18 protein-coding genes are annotated in these 21,140 nt (G+C 67.6%); 11 read left to right on the top strand and 7 right to left on the bottom strand.

From position 1 onward, the window contains the following. Entirely contained in the window at positions 1 to 2,457 is a 2,457-nt protein-coding gene (locus tag RQP53_RS15405) for a TonB-dependent receptor (protein WP_315651463.1), read from the bottom strand. Between the two features lie 145 nt (positions 2,458 to 2,602). Between RQP53_RS15405 and RQP53_RS15400 the strand changes: the two genes are divergently transcribed. Beyond that, positions 2,603 to 3,277 (top strand): TetR/AcrR family transcriptional regulator, encoded by a 675-nt coding sequence (locus RQP53_RS15400; protein ID WP_315651461.1) that lies wholly within the window; start codon positions 2,603 to 2,605, stop codon positions 3,275 to 3,277. Positions 3,278 to 3,367: 90 nt separating this feature from the next. Continuing rightward, positions 3,368 to 4,345 (top strand): hypothetical protein, encoded by a 978-nt coding sequence (locus RQP53_RS15395; protein ID WP_315651460.1) that lies wholly within the window; start codon positions 3,368 to 3,370, stop codon positions 4,343 to 4,345. Between the two features lie 32 nt (positions 4,346 to 4,377). Here RQP53_RS15395 and RQP53_RS15390 read toward each other — a convergent pair whose 3' ends face one another. Next, the gene (locus tag RQP53_RS15390) at positions 4,378 to 5,088 is read right to left on the bottom strand and encodes a hypothetical protein (RefSeq protein WP_315651459.1); all 711 of its coding nucleotides are present in this window, start codon (positions 5,086 to 5,088) and stop codon (positions 4,378 to 4,380) included. A 15-nt stretch (positions 5,089 to 5,103) separates the two neighbouring features. Then, positions 5,104 to 5,997, bottom strand: a complete 894-nt coding sequence (locus RQP53_RS15385) for a MipA/OmpV family protein (protein ID WP_315651457.1) — start codon at positions 5,995 to 5,997, stop codon at positions 5,104 to 5,106. A 192-nt stretch (positions 5,998 to 6,189) separates the two neighbouring features. On the opposite strand from RQP53_RS15385, the gene RQP53_RS15380 reads away from it, so the two are divergent. Further along, positions 6,190 to 6,879: a response regulator gene (locus RQP53_RS15380; protein WP_315651455.1), complete on the top strand. Its 690-nt coding sequence runs from the start codon at positions 6,190 to 6,192 to the stop codon at positions 6,877 to 6,879. Next, positions 6,876 to 8,204 (top strand): ATP-binding protein, encoded by a 1,329-nt coding sequence (locus tag RQP53_RS15375; protein ID WP_315651453.1) that lies wholly within the window; start codon positions 6,876 to 6,878, stop codon positions 8,202 to 8,204. Before RQP53_RS15380 ends, RQP53_RS15375 begins: the two co-directional genes overlap by 4 nt. A gap of 7 nt (positions 8,205 to 8,211) precedes the next feature. Here RQP53_RS15375 and RQP53_RS15370 read toward each other — a convergent pair whose 3' ends face one another. After that, on the bottom strand, positions 8,212 to 9,765 hold the full coding sequence (locus tag RQP53_RS15370; RefSeq protein ID WP_315651451.1) for a hypothetical protein: 1,554 nt from the start codon (positions 9,763 to 9,765) through the stop codon (positions 8,212 to 8,214). A 228-nt stretch (positions 9,766 to 9,993) separates the two neighbouring features. Between RQP53_RS15370 and RQP53_RS15365 the strand changes: the two genes are divergently transcribed. From RQP53_RS15365 to RQP53_RS15340, 6 genes are all read left to right on the top strand, one after another. After that, entirely contained in the window at positions 9,994 to 10,317 is a 324-nt protein-coding gene (locus RQP53_RS15365; protein ID WP_315651450.1) for a YkgJ family cysteine cluster protein, read from the top strand. 114 nt (positions 10,318 to 10,431) lie between these two features. Beyond that, positions 10,432 to 11,577: a hypothetical protein gene (locus RQP53_RS15360; protein WP_315651447.1), complete on the top strand. Its 1,146-nt coding sequence runs from the start codon at positions 10,432 to 10,434 to the stop codon at positions 11,575 to 11,577. After that, on the top strand, positions 11,574 to 13,235 hold the full coding sequence (locus tag RQP53_RS15355; RefSeq protein ID WP_315651446.1) for a vWA domain-containing protein: 1,662 nt from the start codon (positions 11,574 to 11,576) through the stop codon (positions 13,233 to 13,235). Before RQP53_RS15360 ends, RQP53_RS15355 begins: the two co-directional genes overlap by 4 nt. A gap of 16 nt (positions 13,236 to 13,251) precedes the next feature. Next, entirely contained in the window at positions 13,252 to 13,947 is a 696-nt protein-coding gene (locus tag RQP53_RS15350; RefSeq protein WP_315651444.1) for a hypothetical protein, read from the top strand. Next, positions 13,944 to 15,155 carry a toxic anion resistance protein gene (locus tag RQP53_RS15345; RefSeq protein WP_315651442.1) on the top strand — a complete coding sequence of 404 codons (1,212 nt, stop codon included), beginning with the start codon at positions 13,944 to 13,946 and terminating at the stop codon, positions 15,153 to 15,155. The genes RQP53_RS15350 and RQP53_RS15345 overlap by 4 nt, the downstream gene beginning before the upstream one ends. A 148-nt stretch (positions 15,156 to 15,303) precedes the next feature. Then, entirely contained in the window at positions 15,304 to 16,101 is a 798-nt protein-coding gene (locus RQP53_RS15340) for an alpha/beta hydrolase (RefSeq protein WP_315651440.1), read from the top strand. Positions 16,102 to 16,115: 14 nt separating this feature from the next. Here the strand turns inward: RQP53_RS15340 and RQP53_RS15335 are convergent, their stop codons facing one another. Further along, positions 16,116 to 18,407 carry a M20/M25/M40 family metallo-hydrolase gene (locus tag RQP53_RS15335; protein ID WP_315651437.1) on the bottom strand — a complete coding sequence of 764 codons (2,292 nt, stop codon included), beginning with the start codon at positions 18,405 to 18,407 and terminating at the stop codon, positions 16,116 to 16,118. A gap of 194 nt (positions 18,408 to 18,601) precedes the next feature. Between RQP53_RS15335 and RQP53_RS15330 the strand changes: the two genes are divergently transcribed. Next, on the top strand, positions 18,602 to 19,810 hold the full coding sequence (locus RQP53_RS15330) for a benzoate/H(+) symporter BenE family transporter (RefSeq protein ID WP_315651435.1): 1,209 nt from the start codon (positions 18,602 to 18,604) through the stop codon (positions 19,808 to 19,810). Here RQP53_RS15330 and RQP53_RS15325 read toward each other — a convergent pair. After that, positions 19,789 to 20,298 carry a cysteine hydrolase family protein gene (locus tag RQP53_RS15325; protein ID WP_315651432.1) on the bottom strand — a complete coding sequence of 170 codons (510 nt, stop codon included), beginning with the start codon at positions 20,296 to 20,298 and terminating at the stop codon, positions 19,789 to 19,791. The genes RQP53_RS15330 and RQP53_RS15325 overlap by 22 nt on opposite strands. Positions 20,299 to 20,345: 47 nt before the next feature. Beyond that, positions 20,346 to 21,068 (bottom strand): metallophosphoesterase family protein, encoded by a 723-nt coding sequence (locus RQP53_RS15320; protein ID WP_315651429.1) that lies wholly within the window; start codon positions 21,066 to 21,068, stop codon positions 20,346 to 20,348. Positions 21,069 to 21,140 lie beyond the last annotated feature (72 nt).

The following is a 21,140-nucleotide window of genomic DNA, read 5'->3' as shown; positions in this document are numbered from 1 at the left end:
TCAAAAGTTGGCGCTGAGTTCCAGGGCCACGCTGCGCGGCTTGGCCAGCGTGGCATAGGCGGTACCCAGCGGCGCCGATTCATACCAGAGCCGGTTGATGCTGCGCTGATCCAGCAGATTATTGACCAGCAGGGCCACGCCCCATTGCCTGGACGCGGCCTGCCAGGCCAGCCGCGCATCGAGCCGCTCACGCGGGCCACCGACGCGAAAGCTCGGCGTCTGCAGGCACAGGCCCTGCACATACGACTCCTCGTTGCAGCGCGTGGCGCCGGTGTAGCTGGCCTGCAGATGGGCGCTGGCCTGGCCGCCCAGCGCCTGCCAGAGCAGATCCATGCCCAGCGTGCCGGAGAGTCGCGGCGCCCCCACCGGTGCGCCGGCCAGGCTGTGGCCGGCGCTGCTCAGGCCGCGGCTGTAGGTCTGATCCAGCGCTTCCAGCGTGGCGCTGAGTTGCAGGGCCTCGCTGGCTTTCCAGCGGGCATCGAGATCCAGGCCGGTGGCGCGCTGGTCGCTGATGCTGACCTGGTAGGCCGGAATCGCGCCATTGCCGGGTACCAGCTGCAGCGTCTGCAGATTGTTGAAGCGGTAGTGGAACAGCGAGGCGCTGTAGCTCAGGCCCCAGGGCAAGACCTGACCCTTGGCGCCCAGCTCCAGGCTGGTCACATGCTCGGGCTCGTAGGCCGAATTGACTTGCAGGGTGTTGAAGCCGCCGGCCTGGTAGCCGCGCGTCAGCGAGGCATAGACCATCAGATCGCGGCTGTAGCGGTGGTCCAGCACCAGGCGCGGGCTGGCGTCGTTCCAGCTGCGCGTGTGCTGCAGCGGCGCCGTTGCTGCGCCGTTGGTGACGACCAGCGCATTGCTGCGCAGCGCGCCGCTCAGTGCATCGGCCTGATCCTGGCTCAGCGCGCCGGCACCGACCAGGGTCGGGAACAGCCCGGCGCCATCGATCAGTGCCAGCTGCTCATCCAAGGCCGGCGCCGCGCGATTGGGATTGAACCAGCTGAAGCGCTTGCGGTCGTGGGTCAGGCGCAGACCCGTCGTCAGATGGGTGTTCTTCTGCAACTCCCAGATCACATCGCCATAGACGGCCACCGCCTGGAAGCGGCCTTCGTTGTTCATCTGCTCGCCCCAGGGCTTGGCCAGCAGATCGATGCCGGGCAGGCCCAGCGCGCCGGCCAGCGTGTTGACGGTGGCAAAGGGCGCCATGCCCAGCAGATTGCCGGCCAGCGTGTCCAGCGCCGTCGTCGTGCTGTCGATGAAGGCGGTCTGGCGCGCCTTTTCGTCGTACAGGCTCAGGCCCAGCAGCCAGTCGCTGCGGCCGCTCTTGCCGGCCAGCCTGAACTCCTGCTGCAGCGTGGTATTGCCTTCCTGGTTGGTGGTGCTGAGGTAGGTGGCAGGGTTGTTGCTGCCGTCATTGTCCTGGCGGTTGCGCGAATTGAAGTGGCGCCAGGCGGTGGTCGACGTGAACTCGGCCCAGGGCAGTGAATGTTCGATGCGCAGCGTGGCGCCGTTGAAGTCACGGGCCTCGCGGTCTTGGGCCACATCGTTGAGCAGCGGCGCGCTGCGCGGGTCAAGGAACTGCGCCGGATCGGCCGGGAAGGCCGGCGCCACGCCCGGCGCGGTGGCGCGCACCAGGCCGATGGCCGGGCGGGCGCGCTGGTCCAGTTTTTCATGCTCGACGCTGAGCAGCGCCTTGGTGTCCTCGCTGGCGCGCCAGAGCAGCGCCGCGCGCAGGCCCCAGGCGCCTTCGCCGCCGGCCCGCTCGCCCGTGGCGGCGTCGCGCAGCCAGCCGCTGCTCTTCTGGCTGACCAGACTGGCGCGCAGCGCCAGGCTCTCGCTCAGCGGCTGGTTGATGAGCAGATCGGCATGCACGAGGCCCTGATTGCCGGCGCGCAGCAGGCCCTGGGCCTTGGATGAGAACTCGGGCTCATTGCTGACCACGGCGATCGCGCCACCGGCGCTATTGCGCCCGAACAGCGTGCCCTGCGGGCCCTTCAGCACCTCGACCCGCTTGACGTCATTGAAGTTCAGCAGCGCGCCGCCGGTCTTGCCGGTGTAGACGCCATCGACATACAGCCCCACCGGCGAATCGGTGCCGATGCCGAAGTCCGCCGTGCCGATGCCGCGCAGCTCGATGCGCGGCTGGGTGGCCTGGTTGGCGTCGATGGCAAGACCTGGCACCCGCGCGCCCAGATCGCCCAGATTGGCCGCGCCCTGCTGGCGCAGCTGCTCGGCGCCCATCACCTGGATGGCGATCGGCACCGATTGCAGCTGCTGCTGGCGGCCCTGGCCGGAGACGACGACGGCGTCGAGTTGCTGCGTGGGTGCCGCAGCCTCGCTGCCCTGGGTTTGCGCGTGCACCGTGCTGAGCTGGCTCAGCAGGGCCAGGCCGGCGGCGGCCAGCGCGGTGCGCTGCGGGCGGCGCTGTCGGCGGCGTGAGGGCAGGGTCAACTCGTTCATCGCTTGTCTCCGTAGGGGTCTGGTTTTAATATAGCGATGACTATATTCAGGCAAGACAAGGCCACACTCGGGACAATCCCGCATCCCTCAAGCGCCTGGGCGATGCGCGTTCAGGCTGGCGATGCACAAGCCCTAAACTTCGCCCATGTCCGACACCGCCACCATGCCCCGCAAGCCCAAGTCCTCGCCGCCCGCGCCGCCCGATCTGGCGCTGAAAAAGGCGCCCTCGCAATCGCGCGCGGTCGAGACCTATGAGCGCATTCTTGGTGCCTGCGGCGAGCTGCTTGGCGAGGTGGGCATCGAGCGGCTGTCGACCAATCTGGTCTGCCAGCGCGCCGGCATCTCGCCGCCGGCGCTCTACCAGTACTTCCCGAATAAATACGCCATCCTTCATGAGCTGGGCACGCGGCTGATGGCGGTGCAAAACGAGCTGCTGACGCCCTGGGCCGTGCCGAGCACCTTCGAGTTGGGTGAGCAGGACTTCGCGGCCAGCGTGGCCGAGCTGTTCCTGCGCACCCTGGAACTGACCGCGCACATGCCGGCCGGCATCTGGGTGACGCGGGCGCTGCGCGCCGTGCCCTCGCTGCAAGAGGTGCGCAACCGCTCGCATGATTTCGTCACCGACATGCTGCTTGTGCCCTTCATGACCGCCCACCCCCGGGCCGATCGCATGCAGGCCCGGCTGACGATACGCCTGGCCATCGACGCCCTCTATGCCGCCCAGGAACTGCTGTTCGACGACCCCAGCCTTGACCCGCAGGCGGTGGCCACGACGATGGCGCAGATGGTCAGCGCGCAGCTGATGCGGCTGCGCGGCTGATCGGTAACGCGAATGATGGGCGCACTGCATCGCTGCTCCCGCCGGCATGGCAGCTGTTCACCGCTGCTTGCTGTCCTCGCTGCGACGGCCTTGACACTCACGCCAGTGGGCGCGAACGCGGCGCCCCGCCCTGCAGCAGTGGCGCAGGCCAGCGCACCGATTCGCTTCGACTTCCACAACCACTTCCTGCTCAATCTGCACCACTGGCTGTTCGTGCTCAGCCGACGCGCCGATCTCAGCTTTGACCAGCATATGGCGCGCACGCCCTGGCTGGCGGCGCCCAATGAGACCGAGCTGCAGGCCTTGAGCGAGGCGGCGGCGTTCTACCGGGGCAATTACGCGGCGCTGGATTTCCCCTTCGATGAGGGGCTGGAACGCCTGCGCCATGCCTTGATCGCCGCGCCCGATGACCAGCAGGCGAGCCTTGGCCTGGCGCTGCCGCCGGCGTTGGCCGCTCAGCTGGATCGGGTGGCGCCGCTCTATGCGCGCGGCCTGTGGCCGGTGCACCGGCACAGCAATGCGCGCTGGATACGCGTGGCCGAAGCGCTCAATGCACGCCATGGCGCTTCCATCCAGGCGCGGCTGGAGCAGCTGTTCGGGCAGCGCTTTGCAATGCAGCGCTTCCGTGACGATGTGGTCTACGCCACCAGCGATATCCGCGGCGCCTACACGCCCGACGGTCCGCCGCAGTCCGTGCTGCCCAGTCATCGCGAGGAGTATCAGGGCCTGGCCGCGCTGGAGATGCTGTACCACGAGGCCAGCCACACCGGGCCGGTCGAGGCGCTGTTCACACAGGTCAACACGAAGCGACAGGCGCTGGGGCGCGGCGCCGATCGGCCTGCGCTTTGGCACGCGCTGCAGTTCTACACCGTTGGCGAGGTCGTCCGTCAGCGCTTGCGCGAACATGATGGCGTCGACTATCAGCCCTATGCGCTGAAGAACGGCGTCTATGGGCGCGGCTGGGCGAAGATGCTGGCACCGATGCAGCGGCACTGGCAGGCCTATATCGACGGGCAACTGAGCCTGGATCAGGCGCTTGACCGGCTGCTGGTCGAGCTACCGGATTGAGGCCGCGCCTCGCGACCGACCCGCCGCGCCGCTCACTCGATCAAGGCGGCAATCACCAGCGGTGTGCTGTGGGTGAGCAGCTGGGCGGTGTCGGGCTGGCCGTCCCAGCGCAGCTGAACGACCTGGTGCTCGCGTCCAGCCTCGCCCGGGTACAGCGGCCCGGGCGTGGCCGTTAGGTTGTGGATCGGGCCGCGGCTCTGGCCGTCCTGGCGCCAACTGACGCCGGGGCTCGCATCACGCCCGAACGCCAGACTCACGCCGACACAGCGCCGGCCGGATGGCTGCTGTGGATCGAGTCGCAGCTGCGCATTGAGCACCTGCTCGCAGGCCAGGCGCAGCTCGCCCAGCGGATAGACCCCATCAGCGCGCGCCACGATGGACAGCCGCACCTTGAAGCCGAAGGCCTGCGCACGCCGGTTCAGGCGCAGCGCTGCGTTGTCGTCATAGGCCGATTTGAGCAGCGGCACGCGGGTCTGCAGCGCGGCGTCGAGCTTGAGCTCTAGATCGGTATGGCTGCCTTGCAGACGCAGTTGCAGGCCTTCGGTCGGGGCGCCGGCGATCAAGGGTTGAACCTGCAGCTGCTGCTGTATCAGGTGCTTGGGCTGGCCCTGCTTGTCGAAGCGCACCAGCGTGCGATAGGCATCGCGATAGCTCCACCAGGCCTCGTCGTCGCCCGCCCATGCCGCGGCACTGCAGGCCAGGGCCAGCAGCAGGGGCAGGGTGCGGATCAGAGGCATGGTCATGGCTTTGCGTCGCAGTCAGAAGCGGTAGACCAGGGCGCTCGACACGGCGGCACTGCGCGCCCGCTCCACCAGCGGGCTGGAACGGGCCGGCCCTTGCAGGCTGGACAATTGCAAGGCAGTGCTGAGCAACCATTGCGGGCTGAGCGCCCAGTTCCAACGCAACTGCGTGCGCAGTTCGCTCAGGCCCTGGCCCGGCGTGTAGCTGGCCAGGCCGCTGCGCAGCGCTTCTGCGGATGTGATGCCAAAGCTGCTGCGGTTGTAGCCGGCATTGCTCCAGCTGCCCCCCGCGGACCAGGACAGGCTGTGATGCGGGGCCGGCGCCGGCAGCGCGTATTGCAGGTCAACGCTCCAGCGCAGCGCTGTGGCATCGCGTCCCTTGCCGGCCAGCAGGCTCTGGCTCAGCCGCCATTGCGCACCGATGCGCAGGTTCAGGAAGGCGCCCGCTTCCAGCTGGGTGCTGATCGGGTCCAGCTCTTGCAACAAGCTGCCGCGCGGGGGCGCCAGGTTGCTGACATCATTGCCGAGCGCGCCAATGGCGCCCGGGCTGTCGACAAACCAACCGCGCCCCTGCGCATTGCGTCCCGGCCTCAGGCTCAGCAGCGGCCCCCACTCCCAATGGCCCCAGCGCGCCGCGCCACGTCCGGCGTCGGTCGTGTCATCAGCCAGATCGCTGAGCCGCCAGCCTGCCTGTGTGCCGGAAATGAAGAAGCCGGACGCCCAGGCCGCCTGGACCACCGGCTCCAGCTGCCAGCGCTTCAGCCCCGAGCCCTCATAGCTTGGTCGGCTGGCCAGGCCGAGGCCGACAAAGGCGTCATGGCTGCCCTCCGGCATGGGCTCGAACAGCGGCGTTTGCGCGCCGGCCCAGGGGCCCAGGCTGATCAGAAAGAGGCAGGTGAGAAGCTTGTTCATGCTGGCTGTGTGTTCGGGTCGCGACGCGAAAGGCCGGCATACTGGCGCACTGGCGCCGCCTGAACACCAGCGCATTCTCCCTGTGTGCCGACGCATCGCCTGTTTTCGCTTTGTCGGCGAATTGTCATGGATTTGTCGACGGCCTTTTTTGGCGGCGGGCGCTTTCTACAATCGCCGCGCAGGAGGGTGAGCATGTGGCGTGTGATGCTGGTCGAAGACGACCAAAAGCTGGCCGAGCTGGTCAGGGACTACCTCGGCGCCTATGAGTTCGCTGTCGAGATCGTCGCTCGCGGCGACGAGGCGCTGGAGCGCTTCGCGGCCTCGCAGCCGGATCTGGTCATCCTGGATCTCAGTCTGCCGGGCCTGGACGGCCTGGTCGTCTGCCGGCAGATTCGCGAGCGCAGTGCGGTGCCGCTGCTGATCCTGACAGCGCGCGAGGATGCCTTCGACGAAGTCTCCGGCCTGGAGCAGGGCGCCGATGACTACATCAACAAGCCGGTGCAGCCGCGGGTGCTGCTGGCCCGCTTGCGCGCACTGGTGCGCCGGGCGGCGCCGGTGGCCGGAGCGCCGGCCCGGCGCGACATCGTCGTTGGTCGGCTGCGGGTGTCGCGTGAGAACCATGCCGTCTACTGGCGCGATGCCGAGGTCGAACTGAACCAGCCCGAGTTCAAGCTGATGCTGGCGCTGGCCGAGTCGGCCGGCCAGGTGATGAGCCGCAATGAACTGCTGCTGCGCATGCGCGGGCTCGAGTTCGACGGCCTGGACCGCTCGATCGACAACAGCGTCTCGCGGCTGCGCCGCAAGTTCGATGATGCGCATGCCGAACGGATCAAGACCGTCTGGGGCGAGGGCTATCTGCTCAGCCCGTCGGCCTGGGAATGAACCGCCTGCTCTGGCGTCTGCTGCCGCTGACGCTGGCCGCCCTCTTGCTGGCCAGCGCGCTGGTCTATCTGGTTTTCGCCCGTCTTTATGGTGACCCGCTGGAGGACATCGCCCGCAAGCAGGCCGCCGGCCAGATCTTTCTGCTCGAACAGTACATCGACCAGGCACCGGGCGACGAGTGGCTGGCGCGCTTGAACAAGGTCCGTGAAGTCTCGGCGCAGCGCTACGAGCTGCTGCCGCTCGCCCAGGTGCTGCCGACGCTGGACGAGCGCCGGCAAGAGGCGCTGCAGACCGGCGCGCTGGTGCTGGACATTGGCGCCAAGGCGCTGCTGCGGCGGGTTGACATCCGGGGCCTGCGCTACGTTGACAGCGAGGCCGAGGTGCTGCGCATCAGCGGGCTGCCTATCGATGTGGCCGATGTCTGGCGCCGCGAGGCCCTGCGCCTGCTGCTGGTGGCGCTGGTGCTGCTGCTGCCGCTGGTCTGGTGGTCGCGGGCCCATTGGCGCGGGCTGCTGGCGCTGTCGCAAACGGTGCAGGACTGGGCCGCCGGGCGCTTGCACGCGCGCGCTGTCAGGCCGGTCAGTGCCAGCCTGCAGCCCTTGGCCGAGGGCATGAACCAGATGGCCGCCCGGCTGCAAGGGCTGCTCGACGGCCGGCGTGATCTGCTGCACGCGGTGTCGCATGAATTGCGCACGCCGATTGCCCGGCTCGGCTTTGGCCTGGCGCTGTTGCGCGAGGCGCCCAGTGCCGAACAGCGCGACGCGCGGCTCGCCGCCATGGAGGGCGATCTCGACGAGTTGCAGGCCCTGGTGACCGAGCTGCTCGGCTACAGCCGACTGGAGCAGACGCCCTTGCAGTTGGCCGATGTCGATCTCCAGACGCTGTTGCAGCAGGCGGCGGCGACCTGGCCCGTGCCGCCGGCCGCCGCGGCGCTGGACCTGGCGATCGACGCGAGCCTGGGCAGCGCCCGTGCCGATGCGCGTCAGCTGGCCCGGCTGCTCGACAATCTGCTCAGCAATGCCCGCAAGTACGCCGTGCAGCAGGTGCGGCTCAGCGCTGCGCCGCTGCCTAGCGGCGGCTGGCGCCTCCGTGTCGAGGACGACGGGCCCGGCATTCCCGCAGCCGACGCGCAGCGGGTCTTCGAGCCCTTTGTCAGACTGCAGCGCGATGTCGATGCGTCGCTGGCCGGCCACGGCCTGGGCCTGGCCATCGTCGCCCGCATCGTCGCTGCACACGGCGGACAGCTGCGGCTCGAGGCCAGCCGCCTGGGCGGCGCCTGCTTTGTGGCCGAGTGGCCTGCCGAGCCGCCGCTGGTCGTTCACTGATCAGCGTTTACTGCTCGACCACCTGCAGCGGCAAGTCGGAGCGCGCGGTGGCCAGCAGCCAGACCGGATTCCACATCACCGCCGGGCAGGCCGTATCGGCGGGCGCTGCGGCGATGCGAATGCTGGCCTGCAGCACCTGGCCCTGCGGCTTCAGGCCCAGAAGCTCGGCGCTGCCACACTGCTTCAGGGCCGGCCAGACGATGGCCACCACCATGTGCTTGCTGAAGTCGACCTCGTCGTCCGTCTGCGCCTCAACGCCGTGCGACTTCTTCCAGCTGCTCCAGGCCGCCGCATCCTTGATCACGCTGCGCTCTGGCTGCAAGCCCAGGTACTGCAAGGGCATCGCGTAGCGGTCCAGGCTTTGATAGTCGCCGACCTTGACGTCCACCGTCAGCGTCTTCTCAGGGAAGTCGTCGCGGCGCACCTGCACATGGTAGGTGCCAGGCTTGCTGGGTGCCTGGTACAGGCCATCGATGCTGATGCTGCCGCCATCGGCCTCCAGCAGCTTCCAGCTGGTCGGCTGACGGACGTAGCTGGTGCCCGGCGGGTAGTTGATATAGGCGCTGAAGCGGTGGCTCTGGCCGGGCATCAGCGTGATGGCGCGTTCACTGAGCTCCAGCACCGGCACGAAGTCGATCACGTTGACGGTCATCGTGGCGCTGACGTTGGCGTAGTCATCGCGGCTGGCCTTGAGGTGGTAGACACCCTTCTTGTCCGGCGCCGTGTAGCGGCTGCCCAGGCCATCGTCGGCGAGCTTGCCGGCGCCTGTTTCGACCACGCTCCAGGTCAGCGGTGGGCGCAAATAGCGCACATTGGGCGGATAGTTCAGCGAGGCGACCAGCGCCACGGTGCCACCGACCGGCACGGTGACGCTGTCTGCCCCCAGGTGCAACTCGGGCTTGAACGGCGCCGGGTCGGGCAGGGGGCCGGTACTGGCCAGCAGCTTGCTCAGTTCGGCAAAGCGATCGGCGGCGACGCGCTGGCCCAGCTTGTCGAGCACCGTGTCGTGCGGGTCGCCGGGCAGCACCTTCAGCGGGCTGCTGATGAAGCTGGCAATGCCGCTGGTGTCTACGGTGCCGTTGAGCAGACTGCTCACCTCGGCCTGCGCCTTGCTGATCGTGCTGGCCGAAAGCGTTGCCGCAAGCTTGTCTGAATAGCTGTCAAAAGCGCTGGCGGCGGCCAAACGGGCACTGCGCGTCAGCAGCAGCTCGGTCAGCGGCGTGACGTGGGCGACGGTCGGGCTGACCGTGTCCTGCGCCACCGAGTGCAGCACCCGGCCACGGCCGTCGTTGACGCGCAGCACGCAAGGCAGGCTGGCACCGTCCAGGCGCAGCTGGTAGCTGCCATCGGCTGCGCTGCTGGTCTGGCCGCTGGCACCCAGGCACTTGACCTGTACCGTCGCATTGCCGATGGCCGTGCCGGTGGCGGCCGTGCCGCTCAGGGCCAGTTGCGGCCGGCTCGGCACGGCGGAATTGTTACCCCCCCCGCAGGCTGCAAGCAGGGCCGCGCAGGCCAGCAGCGCGGCGCCGCCACGGCCGGTTCGAATTCGATGTGATTGCATTGAAGTCTCCGTCGATGAATACCGGTATGAGCCCGAGAGGGCCCTCCTCCTCCCCCGCAGGCGTCGTCATTGCGGGCCTGTGGATTGCTCGGCATCCTAGGAATTCGGCCGCGCCAAGGCATCCGCCGGATGTCGCGGATTTGTCTTCCATTTGTCTTCCCTTGGGCCGGCCGACGCTGCCGCGGCTTTGGCACAATGCGCGCCGACGAATGCAGACCCTTGCAGAGCATGCGCGAGCCTCATCAACTTCCCGCAGGCATTGACCTCGATTGCACCCGCTGCGGTGCCTGCTGTGCACAGTACCGTGTGTCCTTCTACTGGGCCGAGGCCGCCGCGCGCGGCCTGGACGAGGCCTTGACCGAATCGCTGAACCCCTGGCTCAGCTGCATGAAGGGCACCAGCAGCAAGCAGCCGCGCTGCGTGGCCTTGGCCGGAACAATTGGTGAACAGGTGGCCTGTACGGTGTACGAGCAGCGACCCGAGGTCTGCCGCGAACTGCAGGCCGGGCAGCCACAGTGCCTGAAGGCGCGGGCGGCCTTTGGACTGGCTTGAACCGAGCGAGCGCCCGGGTGTCGCGTCATGGCGCGGTGGCCATGGTGTGAATGCCGACTGTTCTGAGCAGGGTTTGCGTCTATATTGCGCGCATCTGATCAGGGCGGGGAGGCCATGGCGACAATCTCGACGGGTAGGCGCGCGCTCATCACCGTGGCGCTGGGGGCGGCGTTCGCTGGCGCCTTGTATGTCGCATTGCGCGGTGAGCACCAGGAGAAGCAGCAGCGGCTCGAGCTGGCCGAGCAGTCCGGCAGTGTGGCGCTCAAGGGCCTGATCTCACTGGACGTTGAAGGCTATTTCAAGGACCCCCGGGTGCAGCAGCGCCTGGCGGCCAAGCATCTGCCGGTTGCCGTCAGTCGCGTTGGCAGCCGTGAGATGGGTGACAAGCTGGCCGCGGCGGGCAAGGAAGGCGCCCCGGACTTCTTGTTTCCCTCGGGCGTGGTGGCCGCCAACCAGGTGGTCGATGCAGCGCGCAAGCTGAACATCGCCGCGGCGCAGGTGGCACCGTTTCATACACCCATGGTGATCGCGTCCTGGGAGCCGATTGCGCGCATCCTGGTGGCCAACGGGCTCGCACGGCCGCTGTCGCCGCGGGTCTATGGCGTGGACATGGCCAGGCTCACGCAGCTGATGCTGGCCAAGAAGAAATGGAAGGAACTCAAGGACGCTGGCGCCTATGAGGTGACCCGCAGCGTGCTGGTTTCGACCACCGACCTGCGCCGCAGCAATTCGGGCGCCATGTACCTGGCCCTGACCAGCCACTCGCTCCTTGGTGACGTGGTCACCGATAGGCCGACCGCGCAGGCCACAGCGTTGAAGCTGGCCGAACTGTTCAAGCGCCAGGGCTATCAGGAGAACTACGTCAACGGCAATTTTGACGATTACGTCGCGATCGGCATGGGCAAGACGCCGCTGGCCTTCATCTACGAGAACCAGCTGGTCAGTTTTGCGATGACCAAGAAGGGCGTCAGTGCCGATATGGTGCTGCTCTATCCACAGCCGACCATCGTCAACAAGGTCGTTTTTGTGTCGACGAATGAGCGTGCCAAGGCGCTCGGCGAACTGCTTGCCCACGACGAAGAACTGCAGGGCATTGCCGTGGAATACGGCTTCCGGATTGCCGACAGCCAGCGCTTCGTCAACGCCTTGCAGCCTACCGGCCTGGCGGTTGAGCCGCGGCTGAGCCAGGTGATCGATCCACCGTCGTTCGAAATCATGGCCGAGATGATCGACGTGGTGGCCAAGGAGATGGCGCAATGAACGTGAAATCCGGCCTCTTGCTGGCGCTGGCCAGCCTGGTGCTGCTGAGCTACTGTGGCCGCAAGGACAAGCCCGCCCCGGAACGGCCAGCGGCAGCGGTCGACGCGACCGCGTTCACGGTGCTGGCGACCAGTGATCTGAAAGATGTTGAGCCCTTGCAGGAGATGGTGCGCAAGGCCACTGGCGTGAATTTGAAGCTCAGGTTCGGCGGCACGATGGAGAGCACCGAGGCCGTGCTCAGCGGCGCGGCTCAGGCGGATGCAGCCTGGTTTGCCAACGCCAAATACCTGCTCTCCAACCCGCAGGGTCAGGCGCGCGTCAAGCTGCAGGAGAAGATCATGTTGTCGCCAATCGCGGTTGGCGTCAGCGAATCCGACGCGCGCAAGAACGGCTGGGATCGGCCTGATCTGAAGCTGACCTGGAAGGACATCGCCGCCGCCGCCAAGTCAGGCCAGCTGCATTACGCGCTCTCCAATCCTGCCAGTTCCAACCAGGGTTTCATGGCCTTGATGGGGGTGGTGGCGGCCGCCAGCCAGAAGGCCGAGGCACTCGGTGCCGCCGATGTCGATCGCGCGGCGATTGCCGATTTCCTCAAAGGCTACAAGCTGCCCGGCGACAATTCCAGCTACCTCTCCGAGCAGTTCATCGCCCGACAGGGCCCGCAGTTGAATGCCTTCATCAACTACGAGAGCTGGCTGTTGAGTCTGAACGCCTCGGGCAAGCTGCGCGAGCGGCTGACGCTGATCTATCCCTACGAGGGGGTGAGTACGGCGGATTACCCATTCATGCTGTTGAATGAGGCGAGGCGGTCTGACTACCTCAAGGTGGCCGACTACCTGAAGAGCGAGGAGGCGCAGCTCTGGCTGGCGCGTCAGACGCTGCGTCGCCCGATCAAGGCCGAACTGGCGTCCAAGCTGCTGGATGTGCTGCCGCGCCAAGGCCTGCAGGTGGAGCTGCCGTTCTCGCCGGATCGCGCCTTGGCCGATGGCCTGATCGCGGCCTACCTGAACGAATTCCGCACCCCGATTGCATCGACCTTTGTGCTCGACACCAGCGGCAGCATGATGGCCGGCGGGCGCCGGCAACAGCTGTTGGATGCCTTGCATTACATCGCTGGCGCCGATCCGTCGTTGACAGGGCGCATCGCACGCCTGACCGACCGCGAACGGCTCTGGCTGCAACCTTTCGCTGAGCACCCCTATGGCCGTGTCGCTTTTGAGCTGCCAGCCGGCGGCGGTCGCGGTGCGCAACGGGGGGTGCAGGAGCGTGCGGACAGCGATGCCAAGCAAGCGGTGCTGGCCGAGGTGCGGCAGACTGCCGATGCACTGGTGATGAAGGGCGGCACGGCCCTGTACGACGCAGTTTTCGAGTCTCTGGAGCACATGCTCGCCGAGCGAAACAAGCACCCGGGCTACCAGTACTCGGTGGTGGCCTTCACCGATGGCGAAAACAACAGCGGTCGCAACCTGGCTCGCTTCAAGCGCGACTACGAGGCCCTGCCCGAGGATGTGCGCGCCATTCCGGTCTTCATGGTCCTGTTTGGTGAAGCCAACGAGGCCGATTTGAGGGAGTTGGTGAAGATCACCGGGGGTCGTGTGTTTGATGCCCGCCGCACGCCGCTGTACGGCGTGTTCAAGGACATCCGTGCCTACCAGTGATGTTGGGTGCGCACTGATGTTTAGGAAGTTGTTCCGCCTGATCGCTTCGCCCGCCAACTGGTGCGGCCTGGCCTTGTCGGCCTTGGTGCTGGTGCTCAAGGCCATGGGACTGGTGGGTGCCATGGGCTTGGGTGTTGCGGTGCTGGGCTATGTGGTCGGCCTGCTCATCGGCGGACTCTGGTTCGGTTTTCCAAGCACCCGTGAGCCGGCCTGGGAGGCCTTGGTCTTCACCGACGAGGGCGACGCCCGCGAGGCGATGGAGCGCGCGCTCCAGGGCGTGCGCCAACTCACCGAGTACAACCCGGAGCGGCGCATTCCGGCCAGCCTGCAGGCCCGCGTGCTGGACTTGTGCAGTGCGCTGGAGGGGCTGCTGCATCAGTGGGAGCGCAGCAAGGGCACGCTGTCGCTGCAGGACTCCTTCCATGCCCGCCATATCGCGATTCGCTACCTGCCCGAGGCGCTGAATACCTTTCTGTCCATCCCGGCCGCGTACGCGGCCACCAAGCTGCTGGCCAATGGCAAGACGGCGCAGGACACCTTCAAGGACAGCATCGCGGAGCTCGAAGCCAAGGTGCGCGAGCTCGGCGATGACCTCGCCGCGCAGGATGCTCATGCCTTTTTGGTCCATTCCAGGTTTCTGAGCCAGAAATTCGGCGCTTCGGGACTGGAATCTCCCGCCCTCAATCTCCCTGCATCGGAACCACCACCATGAACACTCAAACCGACGCCGCCAAGCCCTTCACGCTGGAGCCGCCCGAGGTGATCCAGGCCGTGCCGGCAGAAGCCGCCCGCGAAGCCGTGCCGCTGAAGCCGGAGTTGCAGCAGCAGGTCGATGAGCAGGTGTTGCGCTTCATTGATGCACTGGCCAAAGAGGACCTGCACAGCGAATCCTTCAAGCAGCGGCTGGACAGCGCGTTTGCGCTCGGCAAGGAGGAGATCTCCAATGCCTCCTCGCTGATGCAGGGCAGGTTCATGCAGCGCAACTTTGCGGGCATCGAGGACACGCCGGCGTTCAAGGCCATCGCCGAGATTCGTGCCCAACTCGACGAGCTCAATCCCGGCGCCGATGGCGACCTGCTGCAGCCGCGCAAGCTGCTCGGCCTGATCCCCTTTGGCAACAAGCTCGAAGCCTACTTCCGCAAGTACCAGAGTGCGTCGGAGCAGCTCAAGACCTCGATGGGCCAGCTCTATGCGGCACGCGACGATATGCAAAAGGATGTTGTCGATATCGAGGCCACCCGCGCCAAGCTTTGGGATGCGATGCAAAAGCTCGCCGCCGCCGCCCGCTTTGCCAGCACGCTGGACAAGCAGCTGGACGCCAAGGTGCAGAGCCTGGACGGCAGCGATCCGCAGCGTGCCCAGGCGCTGCGCCAGGAAGTGCTCTTCTATGCCCGCCAGAACCTGATTGACATCCAGACGCAGCAGGCGGTCTGTGTCAACGGCTACCTGGCCCTGGATGTGCTGAAGAAGACAGGGCGCGAAATGATCAATGGCTGTACTCGCGTCGCCACCACCGGCATGAGCGCGCTGGCCGTCGCGCAGACAGTGGCCCGAGCCACCGGCAATCAGATCCAGGTGATGGAGATGCTGCAAGGGGTGAACACCACGATTGGCAACCTGATCAGCGAGACCGGGCGAGCGCTGAACCAGCATGTTGAGCACACCACGCAATTCGCGCAGAACCCGATGCTTGGGATCGAGAAGATCAAGGAGATGTTCAACCAGACCTTCCAGGCCATGGACGCGATGGACAGTTTCCGCGCCAAGGCCATCGATGTGATGGGGCAGAACAACGAGATCATCCGCGGCGAGCTGGCTCGCGCTGAAGGTTATGTGGACCGTGTCAGGCAGCAGCAGGCCCGTGAGGCGGCGGGTGGCGCCGGCGGCGCCAAGCTGGGCGGGCCGGTCAGCGGCGTATGAAGTCGGCAGAGCGGAAAAACGGGACCTGGGGCCTGCGATGAAGGTGGCAGTTTCGAGACCAGTGGGGCCGTCGATCGGCCTGGTCGCAGCGCTGTTGGTATTGGCCGTCGGTCGCGGCGAGGCAAGGGCAGAGGCAGGCGCATCGACCTTGCCGCCGAGCACGCCCTATGTGATTGCCCAGACCTATGCGCTGCAGTCGCAGGTATTGAACGAGAAGCGGGAACTCAACATCATGCTGCCGGAGGGCTATGCCGAGCAGCCCGATCAGCGCTATCCGGTCGTCTACCTGCTCGACGGCGGGCAGCAAGAGGATTTCACCCACATGGCCGGCGCGGTGCAGTACGCCAGCTTTTCCTGGGTGCAGCGTCTGCCGCCGGTCATTCTGGTCGGCATTTCCAACACCGACCGCAAGCGCGACATGACCTTCAAGGCGTCGCCGCAGTTTGTATGGCCGAAATGGCTGCACGGCTACACCGAGGCCTACAAGCACGCCGGCGGCTCGGCCAACTTCATCCGCTACATCGAGACCGAGGTACAGCCCTTTGTGGAGCGGCATTTCCGCACCAGCGGCGATCGGCTGCTGGTCGGGCAGTCGCTGGCGGCGCTGTTGGCCACCGAGATCCTGCTCAAGAAGCCGGCGCTGTTCAACCACTACGTGATCATGAGCCCCAGCCTGTGGTGGGACAACGGTTCGCTGCTCAAGCAGGCGCCACAGCATCTGCGCCTGCTGCCCGCCTCGCCGCTGAAGGTCTACCTGGCGGTCGGCAAGGAGGGGCCGGAGATGGTCAAGGATGCGCGTGCGCTGGCGGCGCAGCTGCGCCAGCACAAGACGCCGCAGATGCAGTTTGTCTTCGAGTACCTGCCCAAGGAAGATCACGGCAGCATCCTGCACCCGGCGGCGCTGAACGCCTTCGGCCACTTCTTCCCGCGCCCGGCAGCGCAGTAGTGCCGCCGCCGTGATCAGCGCACGCTGGGCTGAGCCTCGAACGCGCGCAGCGTCACGGCCTGATGGGTGTCGGTGGCGCCGAAGGGCTTGGGCATCAGCGCCGGGCCGCGGGGCGGATGGCTGCCCGCGGGCAGCCCCCATTGGCGATCGCGCAGGCGCAGTGTGAAGGGCCGGCCGGCGGGCAGCGTCAGCGTCATCGCCACGCCGTCTGCAGGCACGGCGAACAGGCTGATGCCCCAGTTGTCGCTGGGCTGCAGGCTGTAGACCCGGCCCTGCAGCCGCGAGGCCAGCACACTGGCCCCCTCGACGTTGAGCACCAGGCTCGGTGCGCCCCGGGGCGAGCGCAGACGCAGCTCGAGCTGGCGCTGCTGGCCGTCGACGCGATCGCCGAGCAGCTCGATCACGGGCATGGCCATGCCGGCTTGCACCGGGCCGGGTGCCGCCCAGAGTGGCTTCGCGCCAGGGCCCAGCAGCTCGGGCACGGCGCGCTGGGCGCCGGTCTTGAACAGCGGCTGGCTCCAGGCCGGTAGGGGCTCGTCATCGGACAGCCACAGTGCCGGCCCGTCGCTGCCCAGCTGGGCCAGGAACAAGGTGCTCGGCTGCGGCCGCTCGGCGGTGAAGCCGGACTGCGCCGTGGCCCAGCCCAGCGCTCCCACAGCGACGGCCAGCAAGCTCCAGCGCAGTGTGCGGCTCGCCAGCCAGGGCCCCAGCCAAGCCGCCTGCAGCGCCAGCCAGAGCGACAGCAGGATCACCATCAGATGGCCATCGCGTACCGTCAGCCCGATCAGCAGCGAGCGCAGCAGCGGTGCCAGCAGCATCAGCCCGGGCAGCGCCGCCAGGCCGCAGGCCAGCGCCCGCCAAGCCGCCGGGGCGTTCAGCGCCACGGCCAGCGGCAGCAGCGGCAGCAAGAACAGAAAGCTGGCGCCGGGCAGGGCCAGCGTGCAGGCAAGCAACAGCGCGGCCCACAGCAGCGCCGCCCCCAGCGTCTGTTCCAGCGGCGGCAGCCAGCGCGTCAATGCGCGCTGCAGCTGCGCAAGGCCGAGCACCGTCAGCACCGCCCAGGCCAGTGCGTAGGGCATGTCGTTGTAGGTCGCGCCGGAGGGTATCGCGCGGTAGTGCGGATGCAGCGTCAGCACCAGCTGCCAGGCACCATAGGCCAGCACGCCGGCGATTGCAGTGCTCAGCACCGACGTCGCCAGACCGCCGAGCAGGCGCCCGAAGCGCCACTCGCGGCGGCTGCGCCAGGCAGCGCCCAGCAGCGCCAAGCCGCAGACGGTGCTGAGCAGCTGCATCGTCGCTTGCCCGTAGTGCAGCAGGGGCAGGCCGGGGAAGTCGAAATAGACGCGATCCGGCGCTCGCAGCGAGTCCAGCGTTTGCTGGCCGAAATGGCGCAGCAGCGCCAGCAGGATGTCGCCCTGCTGCTGCAGTGTGCCCAGGTCCATCGCCTCTGGCGTATCGACGGCGGCGTGGTAGGCCGTATGCCCTTCGATGGCGGCGAAGTTCATGCCGGCCCAGCCGGCCCGTTTGAAGCTGCTCAGGTCGGTGTCGTTGGGCAGGCGTTTGTAAATCTCGAACATCAACGAGGTCGCCAGCGCCTGCGGCACGGCTCGCGCCAACCCCTCGATCAGCAAGCCGTTGTCGCCGCTGGTCTCGAACATGCTGATCGGCCCGCGATTGCCGCGGTACTCGAAGTTCAGCGCCAGCCCGATGTCATGACGCCAGCGATGTTCGGCGGCAAAGGCTTCGGCGCCCAGCAGGCCTTGCTCCTCGCCATCGCTGAAGAGCACGATCAGATCGCGCTGCAGCGGCGGGCCCTCGCGCAGCGCTCGCAGCGCTTCCAGCACTGCCGCCACCGAGGCCCCATCGTCACCGGCGCCTGGGCCGGTGTGCACCGAGTCGTAATGGGCGCTGATCAATAGCGCCTTGCCACTGCCTTGCGTGCCCGGCACTCGCACCAGCACATTGCGGACCAGGCCGGCCGCGCCACGCAGCCGGTTGCCCAGCGGCAGCACGCCCCAGCTTTCCTGCAGTTCGGGCTGCAGGCCCAGGGCGCGCAACTGCCCGAGCAGGTACTCGTGCACCTGAGCATGTTCGGCCGAGCCGATCGGATGAGGGGCGCGGGCCAGCGTGCGCAGCGGCTGCAGTGCACGCTGGGCCGAGAACTGGCCTGGCGCGGCATCGAGCGGGCGTGGCGTCGGTGCACCGACATGCCAGCTGGCCAGCAGCAGGGCCACGGCCAGCAGCGGCGTCAGCAGGCGACGCAGCAGTGCATCGGACGGTGCAAGAGTGGGGTGTGGGGCATGCATGGGACCGGACTGTAGTGCCGCGCTGCCGGCGCCGCCAAGGCCTGTGTCCGACAGGCGGCAGTGTGGGTTGGGCGCCGACTGTGCTGCAACACAGCGCCGGGGAAGACGCGCTGCGCCAGCCGGCTGTGGCTAGGCCGTGGGCGCCATGCGGCCTAGGCTGGCGCCTTCGTCTGTACAGCGGCAGGAGTCGTCCGATGACCATGAAATTCCGTGAACAAGGCCCGGCACTGCTGAACGGCCTGATTGCCGTGCTGATTTCCTACGCCGGCCCGCTGGTGATCGTGCTGCAGGCCGCACAGGCAGCGCAATTCAGCGCCGCGCAGACGGCCTCCTGGATCTGGGCCATCAGCCTGGGCAGCGGGCTGTCGGGCCTGTGGCTGAGCTGGCGGCTGCGCATGCCCATCATCACCGCCTGGTCAACGCCAGGGGCCGCCTTGCTGCTGGCCAGCCTGCCGGGCCTGCCCTTTGCCGAGGCGGTGGGCGGCTTCGTCATGGCCAATGCCTTGATCCTGTTGCTGGCCCTGACCGGCCTGTTCGACCGCCTGATGGCCTGGCTGCCCAAGCCGCTGGCGGCGGCGATGCTGGCCGGCATCCTGCTGCGTTTCGGGCTCAAGCTGTTCACCGTGCTGCAGGACGAGCCGAGCCTGGTGCTCGCGATGCTGCTGGCCTATCTCTTGGCACGGCGGCTGCAGCCGCGCTATGCGATTGCCTGGGTGCTGGCCACCGGGCTGGCGCTGTGCGCCGGGCGCGGCCAGCTGGCACTGGGCGGGCTCAGCCTGCAACTGGCCGAACCGCTGTGGACGACGCCGCGCTTCACCCTGCATGCCTTCAGCAATCTGGCGTTGCCCTTGGCGCTGGTGACGCTGTCCGGCCAGCATGTGCCGGGCCTGGCGGTGCTGAAGAACGAGGGCTATGCGCCGCCGGCGCGCAGCATCGTGGGCGGCACCGCGCTGGTCTCGCTGCTGCTGGCGCCGTTTGGCGCCCATGCGATCAATCCGGCCGCCATCACCGCGGCCATCTGCACCGGGCCGCAAAGCCATCCGGACCCGCGCCAGCGCTGGGTCGCCGGTCTCAGCTGCGGCGCCTGCTATCTGTTGATCGGCTGCTTCGGCGCCACGCTGGCCGCGCTGTTCGCCGCCTTGCCGGCCGCCTTGATGGCGGCGTTGGCCGGACTGGCGCTGCTGGCCGCGATTGCCGGCGGGCTTAGCGGCGCGATGGCCGAGGAGCCGCAGCGCGAGGCGGCCTTGGTGACACTGTTGGCCACCGCCTCAGGGCTCAGCCTGGGTGGGCTGTCGGCCGCGTTCTGGGGGCTGGTGCTGGGCCTGGCCACGCACCTGATCCTGCGTGCGAAGCGGCTGCCGGCGCTGCCGGCATGGCGGGCTCAGAGCAAGTCGGCGCTCTGACAGACCTGCGCATACTCGCCCTGCAGATTGGCCAGCGCCACGCGGTGCAGATCCTCGGCGCTGCGCGGTTGGCCATCCAGATCGGGCCGGTCGAAGGTGTAGCAGGCGTCGGCGGCGACGCGGCAGTCAAAACCCAGGCAGCCGGCGCTGCGCACCGTCGCCTCGACCGACATATTCGTGCTCACGCCGACGAACACCAGCTGCCGGATGCTGCGCTGGTGCAGCCAGTGCTCCAGCCCGCTGTGGGCGAAGGCGTCGGTGACATGCTTGTCGACCACATGCTCGCCCGCCAGCGGCGCCAGTGCGTCCTGGAATTCGGCACCGCGCTGGCCGGGCCAGAAGGGCGAGCCGGGCGAGCGCGACAGATGGCGGACATGGACGACCGGCCTCCCGGCAGCCCGCCAGGCCTGCAGCAGCGCGGCGATGCGGTCTTCCGCCTGCCGATTGTTGCGCGCGCCGGCCTTGGGCTCGGCCATGCCTTTTTGCATGTCGATCAGGATCAGGGCGCACCGGGAATCTTGGGTGGGGAACTGTGTCATTGCATATAGCCGCTGAGCAGTGCGCGTTCCCAGTCGGGACGTCCGCGCAGCCGGGCCAGCTCGGCCATCTGGTGGTGGGGGTAGGGCACGTGGATCAGTTCGGCCTGCCAGCCGCCGGCCAGGCGCTCGACGACGGCATAGCGCGCATCAGGCGAGCCGGACTCGACCGCATGGGGATAGGGGTAGTCGTCCGCGTAGGCAGGCTGGCCGACGCTGCCGGGATTGACGATCAGGCCACCGCCGGCGCGGCGCACACTGCGCGGCACATGGCTGTGGCCGCACAGCAGCAGCTCAAACTGCGCATCGCCCAGCCGCTGCTCGATCTCGGCCGCGCTGGCCGGGCGCTCGGCCGTCTGCAGCAGCATCAACACATCATTGCCGGGCGCACCGTGGCAGAGCAGCAGCTCGTCGTTGAAACGCTGGGTGTGCTGCAGGCCGGCCATCCAGGTCAGCTCGGCAGGGCCCAGCTGCTGATGTGCATAGCGGTCCGAGGCGCCCGCGTTCGGGCTCAGCTGCAGCACTTGCCGCTCATGATTGCCGGCCAGCTGGGTCCAGTCCTGGGCCATCAAGAACTGCGCGGTTTCGCGCGGCAGCAGCGGGCCGGACAGGCTGTCGCCCAGATTCACCACCGCGTCGACACCGCGGCGTTTGAAGTCGGCGACCACGGCTTCCAGCGCCGCCAGATTGCCGTGGATGTCGGAGAGTACTGCGATGCGCATGAAAGCCCTGGGGTTCTGGGCCAACCATTGTGCACCTGCTGCCGGGGCCGGGTTTCGTGGCCGGGCGACTGG

The sequence above is a fragment of the Roseateles aquae genome, assembly GCF_032337115.1.
Lineage (GTDB): Bacteria > Pseudomonadota > Gammaproteobacteria > Burkholderiales > Burkholderiaceae_C > Roseateles_C > Roseateles_C aquae.
Note: the sequence above shows the minus strand (reverse complement) of the source record. Positions and strands in the feature narration are given on the sequence as shown.